Source organism: Pseudomonas sp. LBUM1676, from assembly GCF_059695605.1.
Map to the genome: position 1 here is coordinate 3,096,508 of NZ_CP166777.1, position 18,004 is coordinate 3,114,511.

16 protein-coding genes are annotated in these 18,004 nt (G+C 62.5%); 6 read left to right on the forward strand and 10 right to left on the reverse strand.

Annotated elements, in window-relative coordinates; genetic code table 11:
- The first annotated feature begins 10 nt into the window (after nt 1-10).
- The 6 genes from ACA041_RS14490 (at nt 11) to ACA041_RS14515 (ending at nt 4,426) form a co-directional block, all read left to right on the forward strand.
- Nucleotides 11-1,591 (forward strand): aldehyde dehydrogenase (NADP(+)), encoded by a 1,581-nt coding sequence (locus tag ACA041_RS14490; RefSeq protein ID WP_497441734.1) that lies wholly within the window; start codon nt 11-13, stop codon nt 1,589-1,591.
- A 248-nt stretch (nt 1,592-1,839) separates the two neighbouring features.
- Nucleotides 1,840-2,136 carry a DUF5629 family protein gene (locus ACA041_RS14495; RefSeq protein ID WP_497441735.1) on the forward strand — a complete coding sequence of 99 codons (297 nt, stop codon included), beginning with the start codon at nt 1,840-1,842 and terminating at the stop codon, nt 2,134-2,136.
- Entirely contained in the window at nt 2,129-3,298 is a 1,170-nt protein-coding gene (locus tag ACA041_RS14500; protein ID WP_497441736.1) for a lactonase family protein, read from the forward strand. The genes ACA041_RS14495 and ACA041_RS14500 overlap by 8 nt, the downstream gene beginning before the upstream one ends.
- Before the next feature lie 155 nt (nt 3,299-3,453).
- Complete coding sequence (locus ACA041_RS14505; RefSeq protein ID WP_367371740.1) at nt 3,454-3,633, forward strand: hypothetical protein; 180 nt, start codon at nt 3,454-3,456, stop codon at nt 3,631-3,633.
- 326 nt (nt 3,634-3,959) lie between these two features.
- Nucleotides 3,960-4,172, forward strand: coding sequence for a hypothetical protein (locus tag ACA041_RS14510; RefSeq protein WP_497441737.1), 213 nt, complete (start codon nt 3,960-3,962; stop codon nt 4,170-4,172).
- On the forward strand, nt 4,169-4,426 hold the full coding sequence (locus ACA041_RS14515; protein WP_497441738.1) for a hypothetical protein: 258 nt from the start codon (nt 4,169-4,171) through the stop codon (nt 4,424-4,426). The genes ACA041_RS14510 and ACA041_RS14515 overlap by 4 nt, the downstream gene beginning before the upstream one ends.
- Before the next feature lie 95 nt (nt 4,427-4,521).
- On the opposite strand, the gene ACA041_RS14520 is transcribed toward ACA041_RS14515, so the two are convergent.
- From ACA041_RS14520 to ACA041_RS14565, 10 genes are all read right to left on the reverse strand, one after another.
- Nucleotides 4,522-5,118: a glutathione S-transferase gene (locus tag ACA041_RS14520; RefSeq protein WP_497441739.1), complete on the reverse strand. Its 597-nt coding sequence runs from the start codon at nt 5,116-5,118 to the stop codon at nt 4,522-4,524.
- Nucleotides 5,115-8,756 carry an SbcC/MukB-like Walker B domain-containing protein gene (locus ACA041_RS14525; protein WP_497441740.1) on the reverse strand — a complete coding sequence of 1,214 codons (3,642 nt, stop codon included), beginning with the start codon at nt 8,754-8,756 and terminating at the stop codon, nt 5,115-5,117. The genes ACA041_RS14520 and ACA041_RS14525 overlap by 4 nt, the downstream gene beginning before the upstream one ends.
- Nucleotides 8,753-9,997, reverse strand: coding sequence for an exonuclease SbcCD subunit D C-terminal domain-containing protein (locus ACA041_RS14530; RefSeq protein ID WP_497441741.1), 1,245 nt, complete (start codon nt 9,995-9,997; stop codon nt 8,753-8,755). The genes ACA041_RS14525 and ACA041_RS14530 overlap by 4 nt, the downstream gene beginning before the upstream one ends.
- A 149-nt stretch (nt 9,998-10,146) precedes the next feature.
- A complete protein-coding gene (locus ACA041_RS14535) occupies nt 10,147-11,799 on the reverse strand; it encodes a BatD family protein (protein WP_497441742.1) in 1,653 nt (550 codons plus the stop codon).
- Entirely contained in the window at nt 11,796-13,538 is a 1,743-nt protein-coding gene (locus ACA041_RS14540) for a VWA domain-containing protein (RefSeq protein ID WP_497441743.1), read from the reverse strand. Before ACA041_RS14540 ends, ACA041_RS14535 begins: the two co-directional genes overlap by 4 nt.
- Complete coding sequence (locus ACA041_RS14545) at nt 13,535-14,614, reverse strand: vWA domain-containing protein (protein ID WP_497441744.1); 1,080 nt, start codon at nt 14,612-14,614, stop codon at nt 13,535-13,537. Before ACA041_RS14545 ends, ACA041_RS14540 begins: the two co-directional genes overlap by 4 nt.
- The gene (locus ACA041_RS14550; protein WP_497441745.1) at nt 14,607-15,098 is read right to left on the reverse strand and encodes a DUF4381 domain-containing protein; all 492 of its coding nucleotides are present in this window, start codon (nt 15,096-15,098) and stop codon (nt 14,607-14,609) included. The genes ACA041_RS14545 and ACA041_RS14550 overlap by 8 nt, the downstream gene beginning before the upstream one ends.
- Nucleotides 15,095-16,039 carry a DUF58 domain-containing protein gene (locus tag ACA041_RS14555; RefSeq protein WP_497441746.1) on the reverse strand — a complete coding sequence of 315 codons (945 nt, stop codon included), beginning with the start codon at nt 16,037-16,039 and terminating at the stop codon, nt 15,095-15,097. Before ACA041_RS14555 ends, ACA041_RS14550 begins: the two co-directional genes overlap by 4 nt.
- 5 nt (nt 16,040-16,044) lie before the next feature.
- Nucleotides 16,045-17,004 carry an AAA family ATPase gene (locus ACA041_RS14560; protein ID WP_008150800.1) on the reverse strand — a complete coding sequence of 320 codons (960 nt, stop codon included), beginning with the start codon at nt 17,002-17,004 and terminating at the stop codon, nt 16,045-16,047.
- Between the two features lie 285 nt (nt 17,005-17,289).
- Nucleotides 17,290-17,643, reverse strand: a complete 354-nt coding sequence (locus ACA041_RS14565; protein WP_497441747.1) for a hypothetical protein — start codon at nt 17,641-17,643, stop codon at nt 17,290-17,292.
- Nucleotides 17,644-18,004: the final 361 nt, after the last annotated feature.

Here is an 18,004-nt window from a genome sequence, read left to right on the forward strand (position 1 = left end):
GGAGATATCCATGACCCAGATCCTCGGCCACAACTACATCGGCGGCCAACGCAGCGCCGCCGGCCAGCGCAAACTCCAGAGCGTGGATGCCAGTACCGGCGAAGCCTTGCCCCACGATTTCTACCAGGCCACCGGGGAGGAAGTCGACGCTGCGGCCAAGGCTGCCGCCGCCGCTTACCCGGCGTATCGCAGCCTGAGGGCCGAGCGCCGGGCGCAGTTTCTTGATGCGATTGCCGATGAACTGGATGCCTTGGGCGATGAGTTCGTCGCCGTGGTCCGCCGCGAAACCGCGTTGCCCGCCGTACGAATTCAAGGCGAACGCGGGCGCACCAGCGGTCAGATGCGCCTGTTCGCCAAGGTGCTGCGTCGCGGTGATTTCTACGGCGCACGCATCGATCAGGCTTTGCCGGAACGCAAGCCGTTGCCGCGTCCGGACCTGCGCCAGTACCGCATCGGTCTCGGCCCGGTGGCCGTGTTTGGTGCGAGTAACTTCCCGTTGGCGTTTTCCACGGCCGGCGGCGACACCGCTTCGGCATTGGCCGCCGGCTGCCCGGTAGTCTTCAAGGCTCATGGCGGGCACATGGCCACGGCCGAGCAGGTCGCCGATGCCATCGTCCGCGCCGCGGAAAAAACCGGCATGCCGGCCGGCGTGTTCAACATGATCTACGGTGGCGGGGTGGGCGAAGCGCTGGTCAAGCATCCGGCGATTCAGGCGGTGGGCTTTACCGGCTCGCTCAAGGGCGGCCGGGCGTTGTGCGACATGGCCGCCGCGCGTGCGCAGCCAATCCCGGTGTTTGCCGAGATGTCGAGCATCAACCCGGTGATCGTGTTGCCCCAGGCCCTGGACGTTCGCGCACAAAGCGTGGCCCGTGACCTGACCGCGTCGGTGGTGCAGGGCTGCGGCCAGTTCTGCACCAATCCTGGGCTGGTGATCGGGATTCGTTCGCCGCAGTTCAGCGCGTTCATGCAGCAGGTCGCCGCACTGATGGGCGATCAGCCGGCGCAGACCATGCTCAACGTCGGCACCTTGAGCAGTTATGGCCAGGGTCTGCAGAAGCTGCTCGCGCATCCGCGCATCGAACACCTGGCCGGCAGCCCGCAACAAGGCATTCAGGCGCAGCCGCAGCTGTTCAAGGCGGATGCCAGCTTGCTGATTGATGGCGATGAAGTGCTGCAAGAGGAAGTGTTTGGTCCGACCACGGTGTTTGTCGAAGTCGCGGACCAGGCGCAACTGAGTGCCGCGTTGAACGGATTGCATGGGCAGCTGACGGCGACCATCATCGGCGAACCAGCGGATTTCGAACAGTTCGACGAGCTGACGGCGTTGCTGGAGCAGAAGGTCGGGCGGATCCTGCTCAATGGGTATCCGACGGGCGTGGAAGTCTGTGATTCGATGGTCCACGGCGGGCCGTATCCGGCGACCTCCGATGCGCGCGGAACGTCAGTCGGCACCTTGGCGATCGATCGTTTCCTGCGACCGGTGTGTTTCCAGAACTATCCGGACAGCTTGTTGCCGGAGGCGTTGAAAAATGCCAATCCACTGAGAATCCAGCGCCTGGTGGACGGCCAGCCGTCCCGCGACGCCCTCTAACAGCTAAACACCAATCCCTGTGGGAGCGAGCCTGCTCGCGAATGCGGAGTGTCAGTCGACATGTTCCTTGACTGTCACACCGCCTTCGCGAGCAGGCTCGCTCCCACACTGGATCTGTGCCCGGCTCGGGACTTGTGTACACCCCGATGTCCGACAGGGTCCAGTGTCGCCAGCAAGTTTTGGGGCCCGCACAGACCCACCCCCACATTGAGCTATCATTGCGTCTTTCCATTCAAAGATTGACTGCCATGACTGCCGTAACCGACACCTTGCTCAACGCCCTCGAACACTGCGACATGCTGGAAATCGACGGGCTGCACGCCTTCGATTTCTCCCTCGATGAAGACGACAACCTGCACATCGAATGCATGGACGGCCGAGCGGCGAAACGCTGGGCGTTCAGCATGGCCCAGATCAACGCTGCGACCTTCGATCCGACCCTGCAAAGCTGGCTCATCACCGGTGATTCCGGCGAGCATCGTCTGGTCCTGATGGAGGCTTTCGGTGGTGGTGACGACGAGGACGAAACGAATGCGGATGCGTAATCTCTGGCCACTATTGATCGCAGGCAGTGTCGGCGCCATGGGCGTGCAGGCTGCATCGGCTGACAGTTACCAGTTGTTGGTGGGGTCGTACACCGCCGGCCAGAGCCAGGGGATTTATCGCCTGAACTTCGACGCCGCAACCGGGCAGCTCGATGCCAGGGCACTGCAAGTGGTCAACAGCGAAAACCCGTCCTGGCTGACCCTGTCCAGGGATCAGCGGCACCTGTTCGTCGTCAACGAAAACGGCCCGGGGCAGGCGGATCCGGTAGGGCGCGTCAGCAGTTATGCGATCGATCCCAAGACCCGTGAGCTGAGCCTGATCAATCAAGTGCAAAGCCTTGGCAACGAGCCGACACATTCGAGTCTCAGCGCTGATGCCAGTCACCTGTTGGTCAGCAACTACTCGGTGGCCGAGGATCCCGGCGGCACGCTGGCGGTATTGCCGCTGGGTACCGACGGCAAGCTCCAGTCCGTGGTGCAAATGAGCAGTCATCCCGCCAGCCGGGTCAATCCCGAGCGGCAGATGTCGGCCCATGTGCACTCGACGGTCTCATCGCCGGACGGCCGCTACGTGTTTTCCAATGACCTGGGGGCGGACCGGATCTTTGTCTATCGCTTCGACCCCAAGACCAACCCGGACCTGCCATTGACCGCGGCCCAACCGGCCTCGGTCCAGTTGCCAGCCGGCAGCGGGCCACGGCACCTGTTGTTCAGCGCCGATGGCAAGCACGCGTGGCTGACCATGGAAATGAGCGCGCAGGTCGCGGTGTTCGAATACCGCGACGGCCAGCTCGAGCAGACGCAAATGGTCGACCTGGCGGCGGGCCAGCCCGTGTCGGACAAGGCCGCGGCGGCATTGCATGCTTCGGCCGATGGCAAGTTCCTCTACGTCAGCAACCGTGGCACGGCCAATCAGTTGCTGGTATTCGCCATTGATCCTGCGACGGGCCATCTCAAGGAGCTGCAGCGCCGCTCCGTGGAAGGTGACCATCCGCGCGAATTCAGCCTCGATCCCAGTGGCAAGTTCCTGTTGATCGCCAATCAGAAAAGCAACCAGATCGTGGTCGTCGAGCGCGATGCCAACACCGGTCTGCTGGGTAAAACCGTGCAGAAATTGCCGATGGATGCCCCGAGCGATCTCAAGTTCCTGGTGCGTCAATAAGCCGCAGGCCCCGGTTGACGGGGCCTGCATCCTTCTATTAATGACGCTGATATCTGCTAATGCTACAAAAGATTTCAAGGTGCCAACCTCGAAGGTTAAGTTTGCTCCACGGCCCCACCGGGCAAGCAAGCCAACTGACTTCGAGGACTACCGCCATGAACTTCAATCTCTTCTCCGTTATCGCCGCCTCCGCCATCTCGGCCACCGTGGCGCTGCCTGCCAATGCCAACGTTGAAATCAGCGACAAAAAATCCCACACCCAGAGCTACACCCAGAAATACCTGCAGCAGAGCGCCAACTTCTACGCCGCGCTGGATCACAAAAGCCAACACTGAACATTGAACCCTGCACACTTTATGCAGGAGCGAAGTCACTTGCCGATCGACCGTCCGCGTCGAGAGGCCATGAAGTGATGTCGCTCCTGCATAACGCGTTTACGGCAGCATCATTTTCGATTTTTCCATCCCCCCATTCTTCCGCCTGACCAGCCATCGAGAAGCGCTGCAAGCTGCCCGCGGGCGCTTGATAGGTTTTATCAAAGACCGACATAGACGGACTTAATGATCAACGAAGCTGATGTTTACTATGGATAACCCTGAGTGGTTGTGACGACTTTTTTGATCGACTCTGTGGTCATCGAAACATGCCTGCGGAGAACATCATGGCCAGCACCATCCTCACTTCTGCCAAACGCGGCGCCTATGTGGCGATCGGTCTTTACCTGGCCATGGTCCTGGTTTTCAGCCTTTCACCGCAGTCGCGTCAAACCCTTGAAGCGCCGATTCAGGTCGCTCATCCCGGCATCCAGTTTGAACACCGTTCGCAAAACGTGACGGTCGATCAGGCTCGTATCGCGGGGATCGCCGGAGCATGAAAGGGTACAGACTTTGGGTCATCGCCTTCCTGGCGTTCATGACCAACGGATCATCCCTGCTGGGGATCGGACAAGCCTCGGCGGGCTCGGTGGCACGGACCATCGAAGCCAATCACAACCTTGCACGCAACATCGAAACCGCGAAGGCCCTGGGGCTGTTGGCGGGTAATCCGCCGATCAAGCGCCAGGGTGAATTTTTCGGGCCGTTTCACGTGGATTGCTCGGCGTTGAAGATGTGCTCGGTGCTGGCCTGATTTTCCCCGCCACAACCCACCCCCTGTAGGAGCGAGGCTTGCCCGCGAAGAGGCCTTCAATATCGCCAAAAGCTTCGCGGGCAACAGGGGATTGGTTATTTCTTCATGATTGATGTGAACAGGTCTGACTCGATAAACCGCTGCAACCAGGCCTGCAAGCGCAAGTAGCGCGTCTGCCCGAACCACTCGCGATCGACATGGGCGAATTGCCGCACGAACGGCATCAGCGCCACATCCGCCAGGCTTGGATGCACTGCCAGCAAATAATCGCGCCCTTCCAGCAGCTCATCGAGCCTGCGTAAAAATACCTCACCTTCGGCGCGATAGACTTCCATCGGTTGCTGGGGATAACGCTCGGCGTATTTGTAGCGATCCAGGTGCAGCTTGAACACCTGATCGTTCGCTTCGATCAGCTCGGCGATGCGTTGCTGTCCGAGCGGATCGTCCTTGAGCAACCAATCCTGCGGATCGTTCTGCGCCAGGGCCCAGTGCATGATCGACAGGCTTTCATCGATCACCTGGCCATCGACGCTCAGCACCGGCACCGTGCCTTTGCTCGACAGCGCCAGCATCTCGGCGGGTTTGGCCTTCAGGCTGACCTCGACAATGTCCACGGCAACCCCCGAGTAACGCAGGGCCATGCGCGCCCGCATGGCATAGGGGCAGCGGCGGAACGAATACAAGGTATTCATTTCACCTCCAGTGTGCTCAGGCCGTTGCCCTGACGGCGGACCTGAATCTGCACCGGGATGCGCTCATGCATTTCCTGGACGTGGGAAATCACCGCGACCTTGCGCCCCTGGGCCTGCAAGCCATCGAGGGCGTCCATGGCCAGTTGCAGGGATTCCGGATCGAGACTGCCGAAGCCTTCATCGATGAACAGCGATTCGATTTTCAGCGTGCTCGATGCCATCGATGCCAGGCCCAATGCCAGTGCCAGCGAGACCAGGAAGGTCTCGCCACCGGACAATGAATGCACCGAACGCAGTTCGTCGCCCATCTCGGTGTCCATCACCAGCAACCCGAGCATGCTGCCGCCACGCTTCAGGCGATAGCGGCGCACCAGTTGGCGCAATTGAACGTTGGCGTGATGCACCAGCAGGTCGAGGTTGTAGGCCTGGGCGATCTTGCGGAAGGTGTCGCCGGTGGCCGAGCCGATCAGTGCATTCAAGCGGGCCCAGCGTTGATATTCGGTGTAGGCGTCGGCAATCTGCTGCGCCAGGGCCTGATTGGCATTCTGTCGGCGTTGATCCTCGGCCTGTTCGGCTCGCAGTTCGGCGCAGCGGTGTTCGCTGGTGGCGGACAGCGATTGCAGGTCGGTGAGCGCGGTTGCGAGCTGCTCGGCATCCAGGTTGCCAGTGTGCCGGGCCTGATGATCGAGCAGCCGCTGGTCGCGCTCCTGCAGCAATACCTTGGCCTGTTCGATGGCTTTTTCGCTTTGCTGCAGTCGCTGGCGCAGTTCGCTGACGTGTTGATCGTCGACGCTCAGCAGCGCTTGCAGACCCGCGTCATCCAGTTCCGGATGCAAGGTTCGCCAGTCGGCAATCTTGCCGCCGAGCTGGTTATTTTCACTTTCCAGCGCGATCAGGCGCTCTTGCTGCGCCTTGAGTTCGGCGGCCAGTTTGACCAGGTGCGTGCGCACACTTTGCAGTTCCATGTTGGCCGTCGCTTCGGCAGTGCGCGCCTGCTCGACGGCTTGATCCAGCTGCTGTTGCCACTGTTCGGCACTGGCGTGTTCGCCAAGCAATTGCGCGAGTGTGTGCTGGCAAGCCTGTTGCTGTTCGGCGAGGGCGGCGAACTGCTGGCGGGCCGTTTCCAGTTGCTGGGCGAGGGTCTGTTGCCGATCCTGTTCTTTCTCCAGCGTCTGCTGGCGCTGTTGCTGTTCGTTGAACTCATCGCGTTGCTGGTCGAGTTGCTCCAGACGCTGGGCGATCTGTCGGTCGAGCTGCATGAAGGTGGCGGCAGGTTCGTTGCGCAAGGCTTGCAGCGTGTCGGCCGGGAGCAGAGCGCCGAATGCCGTCAGCTCTTCGTCCAGGCGCTGACGATCACTGTTCAATTCACGTTGCTGGTTGGCGAGGTGCTGGGACGCTTGCTGGCTCGCCGCTTCGGCGCTGCGCAGCTGCTGTTGAAGGCGCGCGGCATCCTGTTGCAAGGTGAGCAGGGCGGATTGGCGCTGTTCGTCCTGGCTGATGCTCTGGTTCAACTGACTGTTCTGCTGGGCCAGCCAGGCATCGCGTTTGGGCCTGTCCTGCTTGAGCAACTGGGTCGCAAGCGGATGCGCTTCGAGGCTGGGTGTCAGGCCCTGTTGCTGCGCGGCGAGTTGCTCCTGCTGCTGCAGAAATTCCCTTTGTTGAGCGATCAGGCCGCCGACTTCCGCGCGCAGATCGGTGAGTTTTTCCTTGAGCAGGTCGACGGCCTGCTGGGCCTTCGCCTGTTCACTTTCATCGTGGCGGCCGAGGCTTTGCAACAAGGCTTCTGGCCGATGGTAAGGATGATCAGGACTGCCGCACACCGGGCAGGGTTGATCGTCCTGCAGCTGCTCGCGCAATTCTTCGACGCTGGCGCTGCGGGCCAGACGCTGGCGTTCCAGCAGTTCGCGGGTGACTTTCAGGGTCTGTTCGGCAACGGTCAGTTGGTTTTTGGTCTGCACGCCGTCCTGGGTCAGGCGATCACGTTCCTGCTGCGCAGTGAGCTGGCGCTGTTGCAGCTCGGCGGTGCGCTTGTCGAGATCCTGCTGGCTGGCCCACAGCCGCGTCAGCTCTTCGAACGCGCGCAGTTGTTTGCGGTTGTCCTGCAGCAGGTTGCCGAGCAGCTGAATCCGCTCGGCCACGGCTTCCGGCTCGGCACCCGCTTCTTTGTAGAGCACTTCCAGATGGTTCTTTTGCGCCGCCAATTCTTCAGCGGCGCGGGTAGCGCTTAGTTCAAGGGCAGCCAGTTCAGCCTGGCCCTTGTTCAGGCGATTACCCACCAGCATCAGTTGCTGCAGCCGATCACGATAGGCGTTCCAGGCATCGCTCAGCGGCGCCAGATGGGTGCTTTGCTCAAGCTCCCCGGCGATTCGCTGCAGACGTGCGGCCACGTGCGCTTGCTGCTCAAGCAGTCCCTGGATCCTTTGCTGCCCTTGAGTGCAGGCCAATTCTGCCTGTTGCTTGAGTTCGGCACTGCGACCGACTTCCAGATTCAGGCGGGCGAGGGTGCTTTGCTCTTCAAACGCCTGGCGCAGCAGCGGTGCACAGCTGGTGTGCTGGCGTTGGGCGTCGATCAGCGCGGTCTGCGCCGCGCCAAGGCTGAGTTCGAGTTGCGCCTGACGCTCGTTCAACTCGGCTTGCTGGCGGGTGGACTGCTCGATCTGCGCGGTCAGCGGCGTGAGCCGGGCGCTGAGTTCGGCCTTGCGCGCGAACTGGTGCCGTTGCGGCGCCAGTTGCTCCAGCCGGGTCAATTGCACACGTTCGCCCGCCAGACTGTCCCAATGCCGTTGGGCGCCGGTCAGTTGTTCGGTGGCGCTTTGTTGCGCGTCCTGCAACAGGCGCAGGTCCTTGAGCCAGGTGTGTTGCAGCTCAAGCTGTTTGAGTTGCGCCTGTTGCGTCTTGAGTTGTTGCTGAGCCTGGTTGAAGCGCTCATCGAGTTCGGCCCGGGCTTCAGGTGACAGCGGCGTGACGCCGCTGGCCTGGTCCTGCAACAGCTTGTGGGTTTCGCGGGCTTCCTTGGTCTTGTCAAAGGCGCGGCGACCCAGACGGGTATAGAGCGCGGTGTCGGTGAGTTTTTCCAGGAGCTCGCTGCGTTCGTTGTCGTTCGCCTTGAGGAAGGCACTGAACTCGCTTTGGGCGAGCAGCACCGCTCGGGTGAACTGCTCGAAATTCAGGCCCAGCACCGATTCCAGCTGGATTTTGAACTCGACTTTCTGGCTGGCTAGCAGCTGATCCTGATCGATGTCGCGCAAGCTCTGGCGACTGGCTTGCAGTTTGCCGCCAGCCTTTTCCCGGGCGCGATTGGCTTCCCAGCGTGCACGGTAACGGCGGCCGTCAATGCCGACGAAATCCACTTCGGCATAACCTTCACCGGTGCCTCGACGCAGCAAGGTGCGCGGGTCGCCGGTGCCGATTTCGCCATCGGCGTCCGGTGCCTTGGCCGACGTCTGCGCATTGCTCAAGCGCGGCACAGCGCCGAACAATGCGAGGCACAACGCATCGAGCAGGGTACTTTTGCCCGCGCCGGTGGGGCCGGTAATCGCGAACAGCCCGGCGCTGGCCAGCGGTTCAGCGGTGAAGTCGATCTCAAACGGACCGGCCAGCGAGGCGAGGTTCTTCAGGCGGATCGCGAGGATCTTCATGGTTGTTCGCTCTCCATCTGCACGTCCTGCAACAACTGCGCAAAGTCCTTCAGCGTTTGCTCATCGACCTCGCTGCCATAGCTGTCCTGCCACGCGCGGCTGAACAGTTCCTGCGGGGTGAGCTGGTCCAGCTCAACCAGCGTCGTGCCGTCATCGACGCCATCGCGGCTGCCGTTGCCGACGTATTCCGCGGCGATGCGCACCAGGCGCACGGCTTTGCCATGCAGGGCGCTTTCGACTTGATGGCGCAGATCCGGTTGCGGCTCATCCAGGCGCACCCGGACTTCCAGCCAAGGCTGACGCTGAATGTCGGCCAGCAGGTCGATGTCCGGCAGGTCGGCCAGTTGCAGCAAGATGTCGGCCAACGGCGCCGGTCCGATGCGCTGCAGATTCACCGCGCGGGGAATCAGCTTCGGCTCGACGCTGACCAGGGTTTCGCCGTCGAGTGTGACGTCGAGGATCTGATGCTGATAACCGATCTCGGAAAACGACAGAGGAATCGGCGAGCCGCTGTAGCGAATGCGTTCTTGCGCGTTGACCTTCTGCGGCTTGTGCAAATGCCCCAGGGCGACGTAGCTGATGCTCGGCCCGAACAGGCTGGCGGGCAGGGCTTCGGCATTGCCGATGATCAGGCTGCGCTCGGAGTCTTCCGACACCGAACCGCCGGCCATGTGCGCGTGACTGATGGCGATCAGCGCCTGGCCCGGTTTGCGCTTGGCATTGGCGGCTTCGATCAGCCATTCGTGAACCTGTCCGATACCGCGCAGGTAGTTGTCACCCAGGTGCGCGCCGGTAACTTCCGCCGGACGCAGGAACGGCAGCGCCAGGCACCAGGCGACGGTTTTGCCCTTGGCATCCGGTAATGGCAACAGCAGCCGCTCGGCGTCGAGTTGACCATCGTCCAGCCACAGCACCCGACCAAGGGCATGCGTGCGCAAACGGCGCATCAACGGCGCGGGCAATTCAATGCGCGAGCCGGAATCGTGATTGCCGGCGATCATCACGATCGTCAGCTTCGGCTGCTGCTCGTGGGCGCTGACGATGAAATCGTAAAGGCGTTCCTGGGCTTTGACCGGCGGGTTGACCGTGTCAAAGATATCGCCGGCGATCAGCAGTACATCGGGCTGATCCAGCTTGAGCTGGCGCAGCAGCCAGTCGAGGAAACAACCGTGCTCGAAATCGCGGTCCTGGCCGTGCAGGTTCTGCCCGAGGTGCCAGTCGGAGGTGTGAAACAGACGCAAGGCGAACTCCGTAGGAAATAAGGTGATGGCCGCGTGGGAAATGATGACGGCGAAAGGGAGAGAGTTTACTGGCAAACAGCAAAAAGATCGCAGCCTTCGGCAACCCCTGCAATGCAATGGCGCACACTCCTGTCGGAGCTAGCGCAGGCTTATTTGGGATAAAGCGGCGGCAACCCACTGTCGCCTACAGGGTCATGTGTGCGCTCGGCAATCGGAATCACCTTGATCGCCCGCCACAGTTCCTCGCCTTGCCAGTGCTGGCCGGTTTCGCTGTAGAGCGCGCCGTTCAGTCCGTCGAGGGCGTCGGACAGCGGGACGAAGCGGGCGGCCATGTCGGCCAGGGTTTCCGGTTGTTGCCGGGCCCAGGCGTCGAGGGCCTGGCGGGTGGCGCTGGGGTCGTTGGCCTGGCAGGCGCGCTTGAGGTCGTCGAGCACGGTGCGCGGGCTCGGGCCGGTCTGCGCGGTCCGCAGGATCGCCGGTTGCCAGCGGGCGCGCCACCAGAGGCCGAAGCCCAGCAGGGTGGTGCAGGCCAGGATCAGGCTGCTGAGTTTCCAGCGCCAGAGCGTTTGGCTGTCTGCCGCGGAAATGACCGGCGTCGTGCCCGCCGGGGTGTCGACCATCAGGCTCGGATTGTTCGCCACTTGCAGGGTCTGGGCCGGCAGGCTGGTGTGTTCCAGGTGATCCTCGAAGGTGTTCCACCAAGTCACTTCCACCGCGGGCAACTCGATGGCGCCGCTACGGGTTGGCACCAGGGCTTCGCGGTCTTCGCGACTGCCGATCAGGCCGCGATCGCTGTTCTGGTTGCCCAGCATCGGTTGATCCGGGTAGCGTCGCAAGCCGTTGACATCGGTCGCAGGCAGCGGCGGCAATTGCGAGCTGGCCAGGCCCTCGGCCTTCACGGTCAGGCGGCGGGTCAGCGAATCGCCGACCTGGGCGTGATCCGGTTCCGGGTTCCAGCTTTCGCTCAGACTCAGGCTGCGGGCCGGCAGCCAGGGCACATCAGCCGGGTAGGCGCCCGGTTTGGCCTTGACCGTCAGCCGTATCTCCGAGGAGCTGACGCGCATCAGTTTGCCGGATTTGGGTACCTGGGAGGTGGCGTCCTGGGGCGGCTTGGCGTCCACCAGGGCGGCATTGAAGATCTGCGCCGGAATGATCAATTCCCCACTGTGTTGCGGGTAGATCGCATAGCGCATTTCGATCACGCCGTGACGCAGGCCATTGATGTCTTTTTCGTAGGTGCGCGACTCGCCCAGTTGCTCGATGCGTACATCGGCGATCTGCAAGGGTGGCAGGCTGCTGTCATCGTACAGCGACACCGAATGGTAGATGCGCAGGGTCAGGATCGCCTGGGCCTGGACGTACACGCTGTCTTGATCGAGGCTGGCGTCGATGAACACCGGGGCCAGTTTGTTGCTGCTGTCCTGGGTTTCACTCTCGAGCACTTGCAGGGTGATCGGCTGGCTCTGCGCATCCCCCAGGTGCAGCAACGGAATTTCCACGCTACCGTTCTGCCGTGGCAACAGGGTGATTATCCAGCGGGTGGTCGCCCGGTTGTCGCCGTTCAGGGTGTTCAACTGGTTGACCTGACGGGTGCCGCGCACCTCGAACAGTGGCTCCAGCGGCGTCAGGTCGGGCTTGCCGAACTGCGTGACATCAGTGGATTCCAGGGTCAGCTCGACGGTCTCGCCGGAGTTCAGGCGACTGCGATCGACACTGGCGACCAGCTCCGCCGCCTGGGCCTGAAGGGTGCAGAGCATCAGGGCGGGCAGCAGGGCGAACCTGGAGAGGGTGAAGCGGGTCATCGAGTTTTTCCCTGATCCTGATGTTGTTGCTGTTCGTACCAGAATTTGCGCCTGAGCAATTCACCCGGGTCATCCGGGATCTTGCGCAGCCATTGCTCCAGTGCCTGGCGCTGTTCGCCATCGATGCTGGCATTGGCCGGGCGCAAGGGCGGCGTGGTGTGTTGTTCATCCCCCAGCTCACTGCCGGGGACTTCGTTGGCCCCCGGTTTCGGCGGCGCGGTGGATGGCTGCTCGGAGTCCGCGGCAGTGCTCTGCCCGGTTTCGGTCTGCGGTTCACCGTTGCCCGGCGACTGAGTGGCAGCGCCGGGCGGCGGTTCTTGCTTGTCGGCCTGTTTTTCCTCGCCCGGGTCTTGGTCCGGCTCCAGAGGCTGCGCGGTGTTTTTCTGCTTGAGCAAATCTTCCACCAGCGCCTTGTTGGTCAGTGCCGGGCGCAAATCAGGCTGACGTTCCAGCGCCTGTTCGTAGGCATCCAGCGCCGCTTCCAGCTCACCGCTCCTGGCCAGGGCGTTGCCTCGATTGTAGTGGGCGTGAGCGTCGTTGCCCGCAGCGAACCGCTGAGCGGCGCCACTGTAGTCGCCGGCCTCATAGAGCGCCACACCTTGCCATTGCGGGTCGGCGAAACGCTCGGCGGCCTGCGCCGGGCGCTTTTGCTTGAGCAGCCGCACACCCTGCTGATCGGGCCGCAGCCACAGGTCTTCGAATTCGAAGGCATGGCTCGACTGCGGCATCAGCAACAGCAGCGGCAGGCAGAACAGCCAGCCGCGGCGCCCGGCGCAGGCCGCCAGCAGCAAGAGTGGCAGTAATAGCCAGTAACCCTGGTCGGCCCAGGTATCGAGGCGCACGGTCTGGCCGTCGTTACGCAGTGTGCGCGGGCCGTCGAGCAGGCCTAATGCCCGCAGATCGCCATCGTCCAGGCGCGCGTGGCGGTAGCGGCCGTCCAGTGCATTGGCAAAGGCTTTCAGGCTGGGTTCGTCCAGATGCGGCACCAGAATCGCGCCCTGATCGTCCTTGAGAAAGCTGCCGTCCTCTTGCGTGATCGGCGCGCCTTCGGCGGTGCCGATACCGAGCATCAGGAACTGCGTCGACTGGCCATCCAGCGCCTGACGAATCCCCTGGCGTTCCTCTTCGGTCAGGGTCGAGCCGATGAACAGGATCCGACCCTCGCCGAGGGCACCCTGATTCAGCAAGGCAAGGGCCTTGGTCACCGCCAGATCGGCGCGGTGGCCGGCCTGGGGCATCAGCGACGGCTTGAGCGCGTCTAGCAGATTGCGGCTGGTGGACAGGTCATCCGTCAGCGGCACCAAGGTGTGAGCGCTGCCCGCGTAGACGACAATGGCAGTCTGGGCGTCGCTGCGGTATTGCAGCAAGTCGAACAACTTGCGCCGGGCGTGTTCCAGGCGGTTGGGCGTAATATCGGTGGCGAGCATTTCCGGGGTCAGTTCCAGTATCACCACCAGCGGGTCGGCCGGTTTTTGACTGGCTTGCTCGACACGGTCCCAACTCGGTCCCAGCAGCGCGAGAATAGTCAGCACCCACGCCAGACCCAGGGCGACCCACGGCAATTTACTGTCGCGACCGCTGCCACCACTGAGCAATGCCGCATGAAAGGCCGGCGGCAGAATCATCTGCCAGCGCCCGGCACGTTTCTGGCGGTGCCAGAGTTGCCACAACAGCCAGCCGAGTACCGGCAACAGCAGCAGCCACCAGGGGCGGAACCAGTAGGGCCAGAGCGCGCTCATCGGCGCCTCCGCAGGCGCAGCCGTTTGAGCCGCTGACGCCATTCGGGCAGTTGCGTCTGCAAAAACAGATCCTTGGTAAACAGGCGCTGCAAGGGGTTGTCCGGCCAGCGCTCATGGATGACCAACAACATGCTCAGCCATAACGCCAGTGCCAGTGGCCAGTGATACAAGGCCTGGGCCGGACGCGCCTGGGTGGGTTGCTGGGTCACCGGCTCGAGTTTATCGAGAATGTCCTTGATCGCTTGCAGTTCCTTGCCGTCGCGGGCGCGGAAATACTGGCCGCCTGTCGCTTCGGCAATGGCCGTCAAGGTCGGCTCGTCGAGGTCCAGGCTCGGGTTTACGCCGAGAAAGCCCAGGGTGCCGCTTTCCTCCGGATCGGCACCGATGCCGATGGGGTAGATTTTTACCCCCTCTGTGGCCGCCAGCCGCGCGGCTGTCAGCGGATCGATCTCGCCGCCGTTGTTGGCGCCGTCGGTGACCAGGATCAGCACGCGACTTTGCGCCGGGCGCATGCGCAGCCGCTTGATTGCCAGGCCAACGGCATCGCCTATTGCCGTGTTCTTGCCAGCGATACCGATTCGCGCTTCGTCGAGCCAGACCCGAACGGTGCGTCGGTCAAACGTCAGCGGCGCCTGCAGGTAAGCCCGACTGCCAAACAGGATCAGGCCGACCCGATCGCCTTCACGATGCTCGAGGAAGTCGCCAAGCAGATGCTGGACCAATGCCAGGCGGCTGACCTCGTCGTCCTGCCAACGCATGTCGGGGAAATCCATCGATCCGGAGACGTCCACCGCCACCAGCAGATCCCGGCCGCTGGCGGCAATCGGCAGCGGTTCGCCGAGCCATTGCGGGCGCGCCGCGGCGATCAGTAGCAACAACCACAGCAGGATGAATGGAGCTTGTTGGCGCCAGGCCGGCAGGTTGGCGCGTGCGCGGCGCCGGGCGAGGCCTTCGAGGTCGCTGAGGAAACTGACCTTGAGTGCCGGTTCGCCACTGTCCGCCACCGGCAGCACGATGCGCAGCAGCCAGGGCAGCGGCAGCAGGGCGAAGATCCACGGCCAGGCGAACTCAAACATGCTTGCGAATCCAGGTCTCGACCGCTTGAGTCAGGCCGGCGATGGCCTTGTCGTCAAGCTTGCATTCGGGTTTGTAGGCCCCTTCGACCAGCACCATCCAGCGGGTCAGTCCTGCGGCCGGGCAACGGTTGTCGAGGAAGGCCAGCCATTTGCGCCCGTTGAGGGTGTGGCTCTGGCTGTAGGGGTAATGGTTGCGGCACAGGCGCTTGAGCAACCCATTGAGCTGCTGCAACCAGGCACCGGCCGGCGCGCCGTCGTAGGGCTTGGGCATCTGCGCCAGTTCGGCCAGGGCCGCGACGCGCACCGGGTCCAGCGGCTGTTCGGCGCGCACGACGGGGCGTTTGGGCAGTAACCGGCGCAACTGCCACAGGCCAAAACCGAGCAGCGGCAGCAATAACAGCAGGAGCCACCAACCCGGCGCCGGTGGCCAGAATTCGATCGGTGGCGGCGAAATCAGTGGTTGCAGTTGTTCCAGGTTGCTCATCGGCTTTTCCCCGGACGTTCCGGGTTCAGGTATTCGCGCAGTTGCTCGACCATCTCGCTCTGTGTGCTTAACGGCATCAGCAACACCCGCAGTTTTTGCGCCAGCAGTTCCCAACGGGCAATGCGCGCCTCGGCCTGGGCGCGGTAAGCCTGGCGCAGGTCGAAATTGAGGGTGTCGAGTTCCAGCTGTGCACCGCGCTCGGCAAAGCGCAACAGCCCGGCGGCGGGCAGGGCATGATCAAGCGGGTCGGACACCGGCAGCAGCAACAGGTCGCAATGGCGCGACAGCAGGCTGAGTTGTTGTTCGGCCCCCTCGGTCAGGGCGCGTTCGTCGCAGATCACGATCACCAGGCTGCCGGGACGCAGGACTTCCCTGGCACGGCGCAGGGCGATGTTGAAGGCGTCGCGGTCCGTCTCGCTTTCGGTGTGCAAGGACTGATTGACCCGCACCAGGCGGTTGAGCAACTGCAGCAGGCTCTGCTTGCTGCGCCGTGGCTTGATCTCGTAGTGCTCGTTGTCGCCGAACACCAGGCCGCCGACCCGGTCGTTGTGACCCAGCGCGGCCCAGCCGATGAGGCTCGCCGCCTGGGCGGCCAGCACCGATTTGAACATCAGCCCCGAGCTGAAGAACAACCGACGGCTCTGCTCGACCATGATGAAAATCGGCCGTTCGCGTTCTTCGTGGAACAGCTTGGTGTGCGGTTCCTGAGTGCGGGCGGTGACGCGCCAGTCGATGCTGCGCACGTCGTCGCCGGCCTGATAGACCCGCACCTGATCGAAATCCACGCCACGCCCACGCAGTTTCGAGTGGTGCAGGCCGATCAGCGGGCTGCGCTGGCTCGGGGTGGAGAACAATTGCACTTCACGCACGCGATGGCGCATCTCGATCAGTTCGGCGAGGCTGACGCGGATGCCCGGCTCGGGCGGCAGGATGGCGTTCATCGGGGTCAAGCGACGGCTACGACGTCGAGAATCCGCTGGACCACCCGGTCCTGATCGATACCGGCGGCTTCGGCTTCAAAGGAGAGAATGATGCGGTGACGCAGTACGTCGAACAACACCGCTTGAATGTCTTCGGGGCTGACGAAGTCACGACCGGCCAGCCAGGCGTGTGCCCGGGCGCAACGGTCCAGGGCAATCGAACCGCGGGGGCTGGCGCCGTAGGCGATCCATTCGGCCATCTCCGGGTCGAACTTGGCGGGCGTGCGCGTGGCCATGACCAGTTGCACCAGATATTCCTCCACGGCATCGGCCATGTACAGGCCGAGAATCTCCTTGCGTGCGGCAAAGATCGCCTGCTGGCTGACACGGCGTTCGGGTTTGGTTTCGCCATTGAGGGCTTCGCCACGGGCCTGTTGCAGGATGCGGCGTTCGACGGCGGCGTCCGGAAAGCCGATCTTCACGTGCATCAGGAACCGGTCGAGCTGGGCTTCGGGCAGCGGGTAGGTGCCTTCCTGTTCGATCGGATTTTGCGTGGCCATCACCAGGAACAACGGCGACAGTTCATAGGTGCTGCGCCCGACACTGACCTGACGCTCGCCCATGGCTTCGAGCAGCGCCGACTGGACCTTGGCCGGGGCACGGTTGATTTCGTCCGCCAGCACCAGGTTGTGGAAGATCGGGCCCTGCTGGAACACGAAACTGCCGGTTTCCGGGCGATAGATTTCCGTGCCGGTGATGTCGGCCGGCAGCAGGTCGGGGGTGAACTGGATACGGTGGAACTGGGCTTCGATGCCTTCGGCGAGTTCTTTGATGGCCTTGGTCTTGGCCAGGCCGGGGGCGCCTTCGACCAGCATGTGGCCGTCGGCAAGCAAGGCGATGAGCAAGCGCTCGATGAGTTTTTCCTGGCCGAGAATCTGCGTTGAAAGAAAGGTTCGCAGCGCTAGCAGCGCTTCACGATGTTCCATCGATGACTGTTCCTGGAAAGGGTGACCGCAGACGTTCCGCTAACGCCAGGGCTGGGGGCGTTACTTTAAAGCATCGCGGGGGGTGGCGACTAACGGCATTTGCGCAAAGTGTGGGAAATGGTTGGGGGAAATGTTGGAGATTTGTGAGGTTCCATGGCTGGAGGTGTTCTTTCGGGCCTCATCGCGAGCAAGCTCGCTCCCACAGTGGACCGCATGTTTCTGAAAGTTCGCGGTCACTTGTGGGAGCGAGCTTGCTCGCGATGAGGCCGGCACAGGCGCCTGAAATCAGAGGTCGCTAATATATGTGCCGGTGCCTTTAAGAATGTTCTGCAAGGTTTCTTCCACCTCCGCCAAATCCCCCGCATCGGTGCTGTGGATGATCTCCAGCGAATCATCCCCATTCAACGCATCGGCATCCGCTGCCGCGATTTCGATCAGCAGGCGGGTAGGGCTCAAGGTGACTTTCACCCCATCCAGGGTCGAAGGCTCGCCATCCAGAGTGATTTCCAGTTCGTCCTCGTCCGGGTAGCGGGTCATCAGGAACATTTCGCCCTGTTCGCTATGGCAGCAGAGCATGGCCATGTTGTCTTCTTCGTCGTCGCACGGGTTGACGATCAAGAGGGGGGTGGTCATTTGCATGGGATAATCCTGGCTCGGCGAGCGTTGTGAACGCAAAAAAACCAATTCTGCCAGCCCGCGGGAATTTCTGCTCGGCTGAGTGTCAGAGTCTGTGTCGTGGTCATCTGGAGTGTTGCTGGTCATTTTTAGTACGCGAGCGCCGTAAATCCGGGCATATAACGCCCGGTTTCCTGTGCGCCTGCTAGTGTTGTTCGAGGCATCGGCCATGCACTGCGTACCGATGACCGAATATGTCGCAGCGCCGCAAGCACGGGCCTTGCCGCACTGGTTAAGCTGCGCATCGAATGGATACCTGTAAAGACATTGTGCAGTTGATCGCAGAGTCGTTTTTGCAGATGCCCATTCATGGAAGGTGAATGTG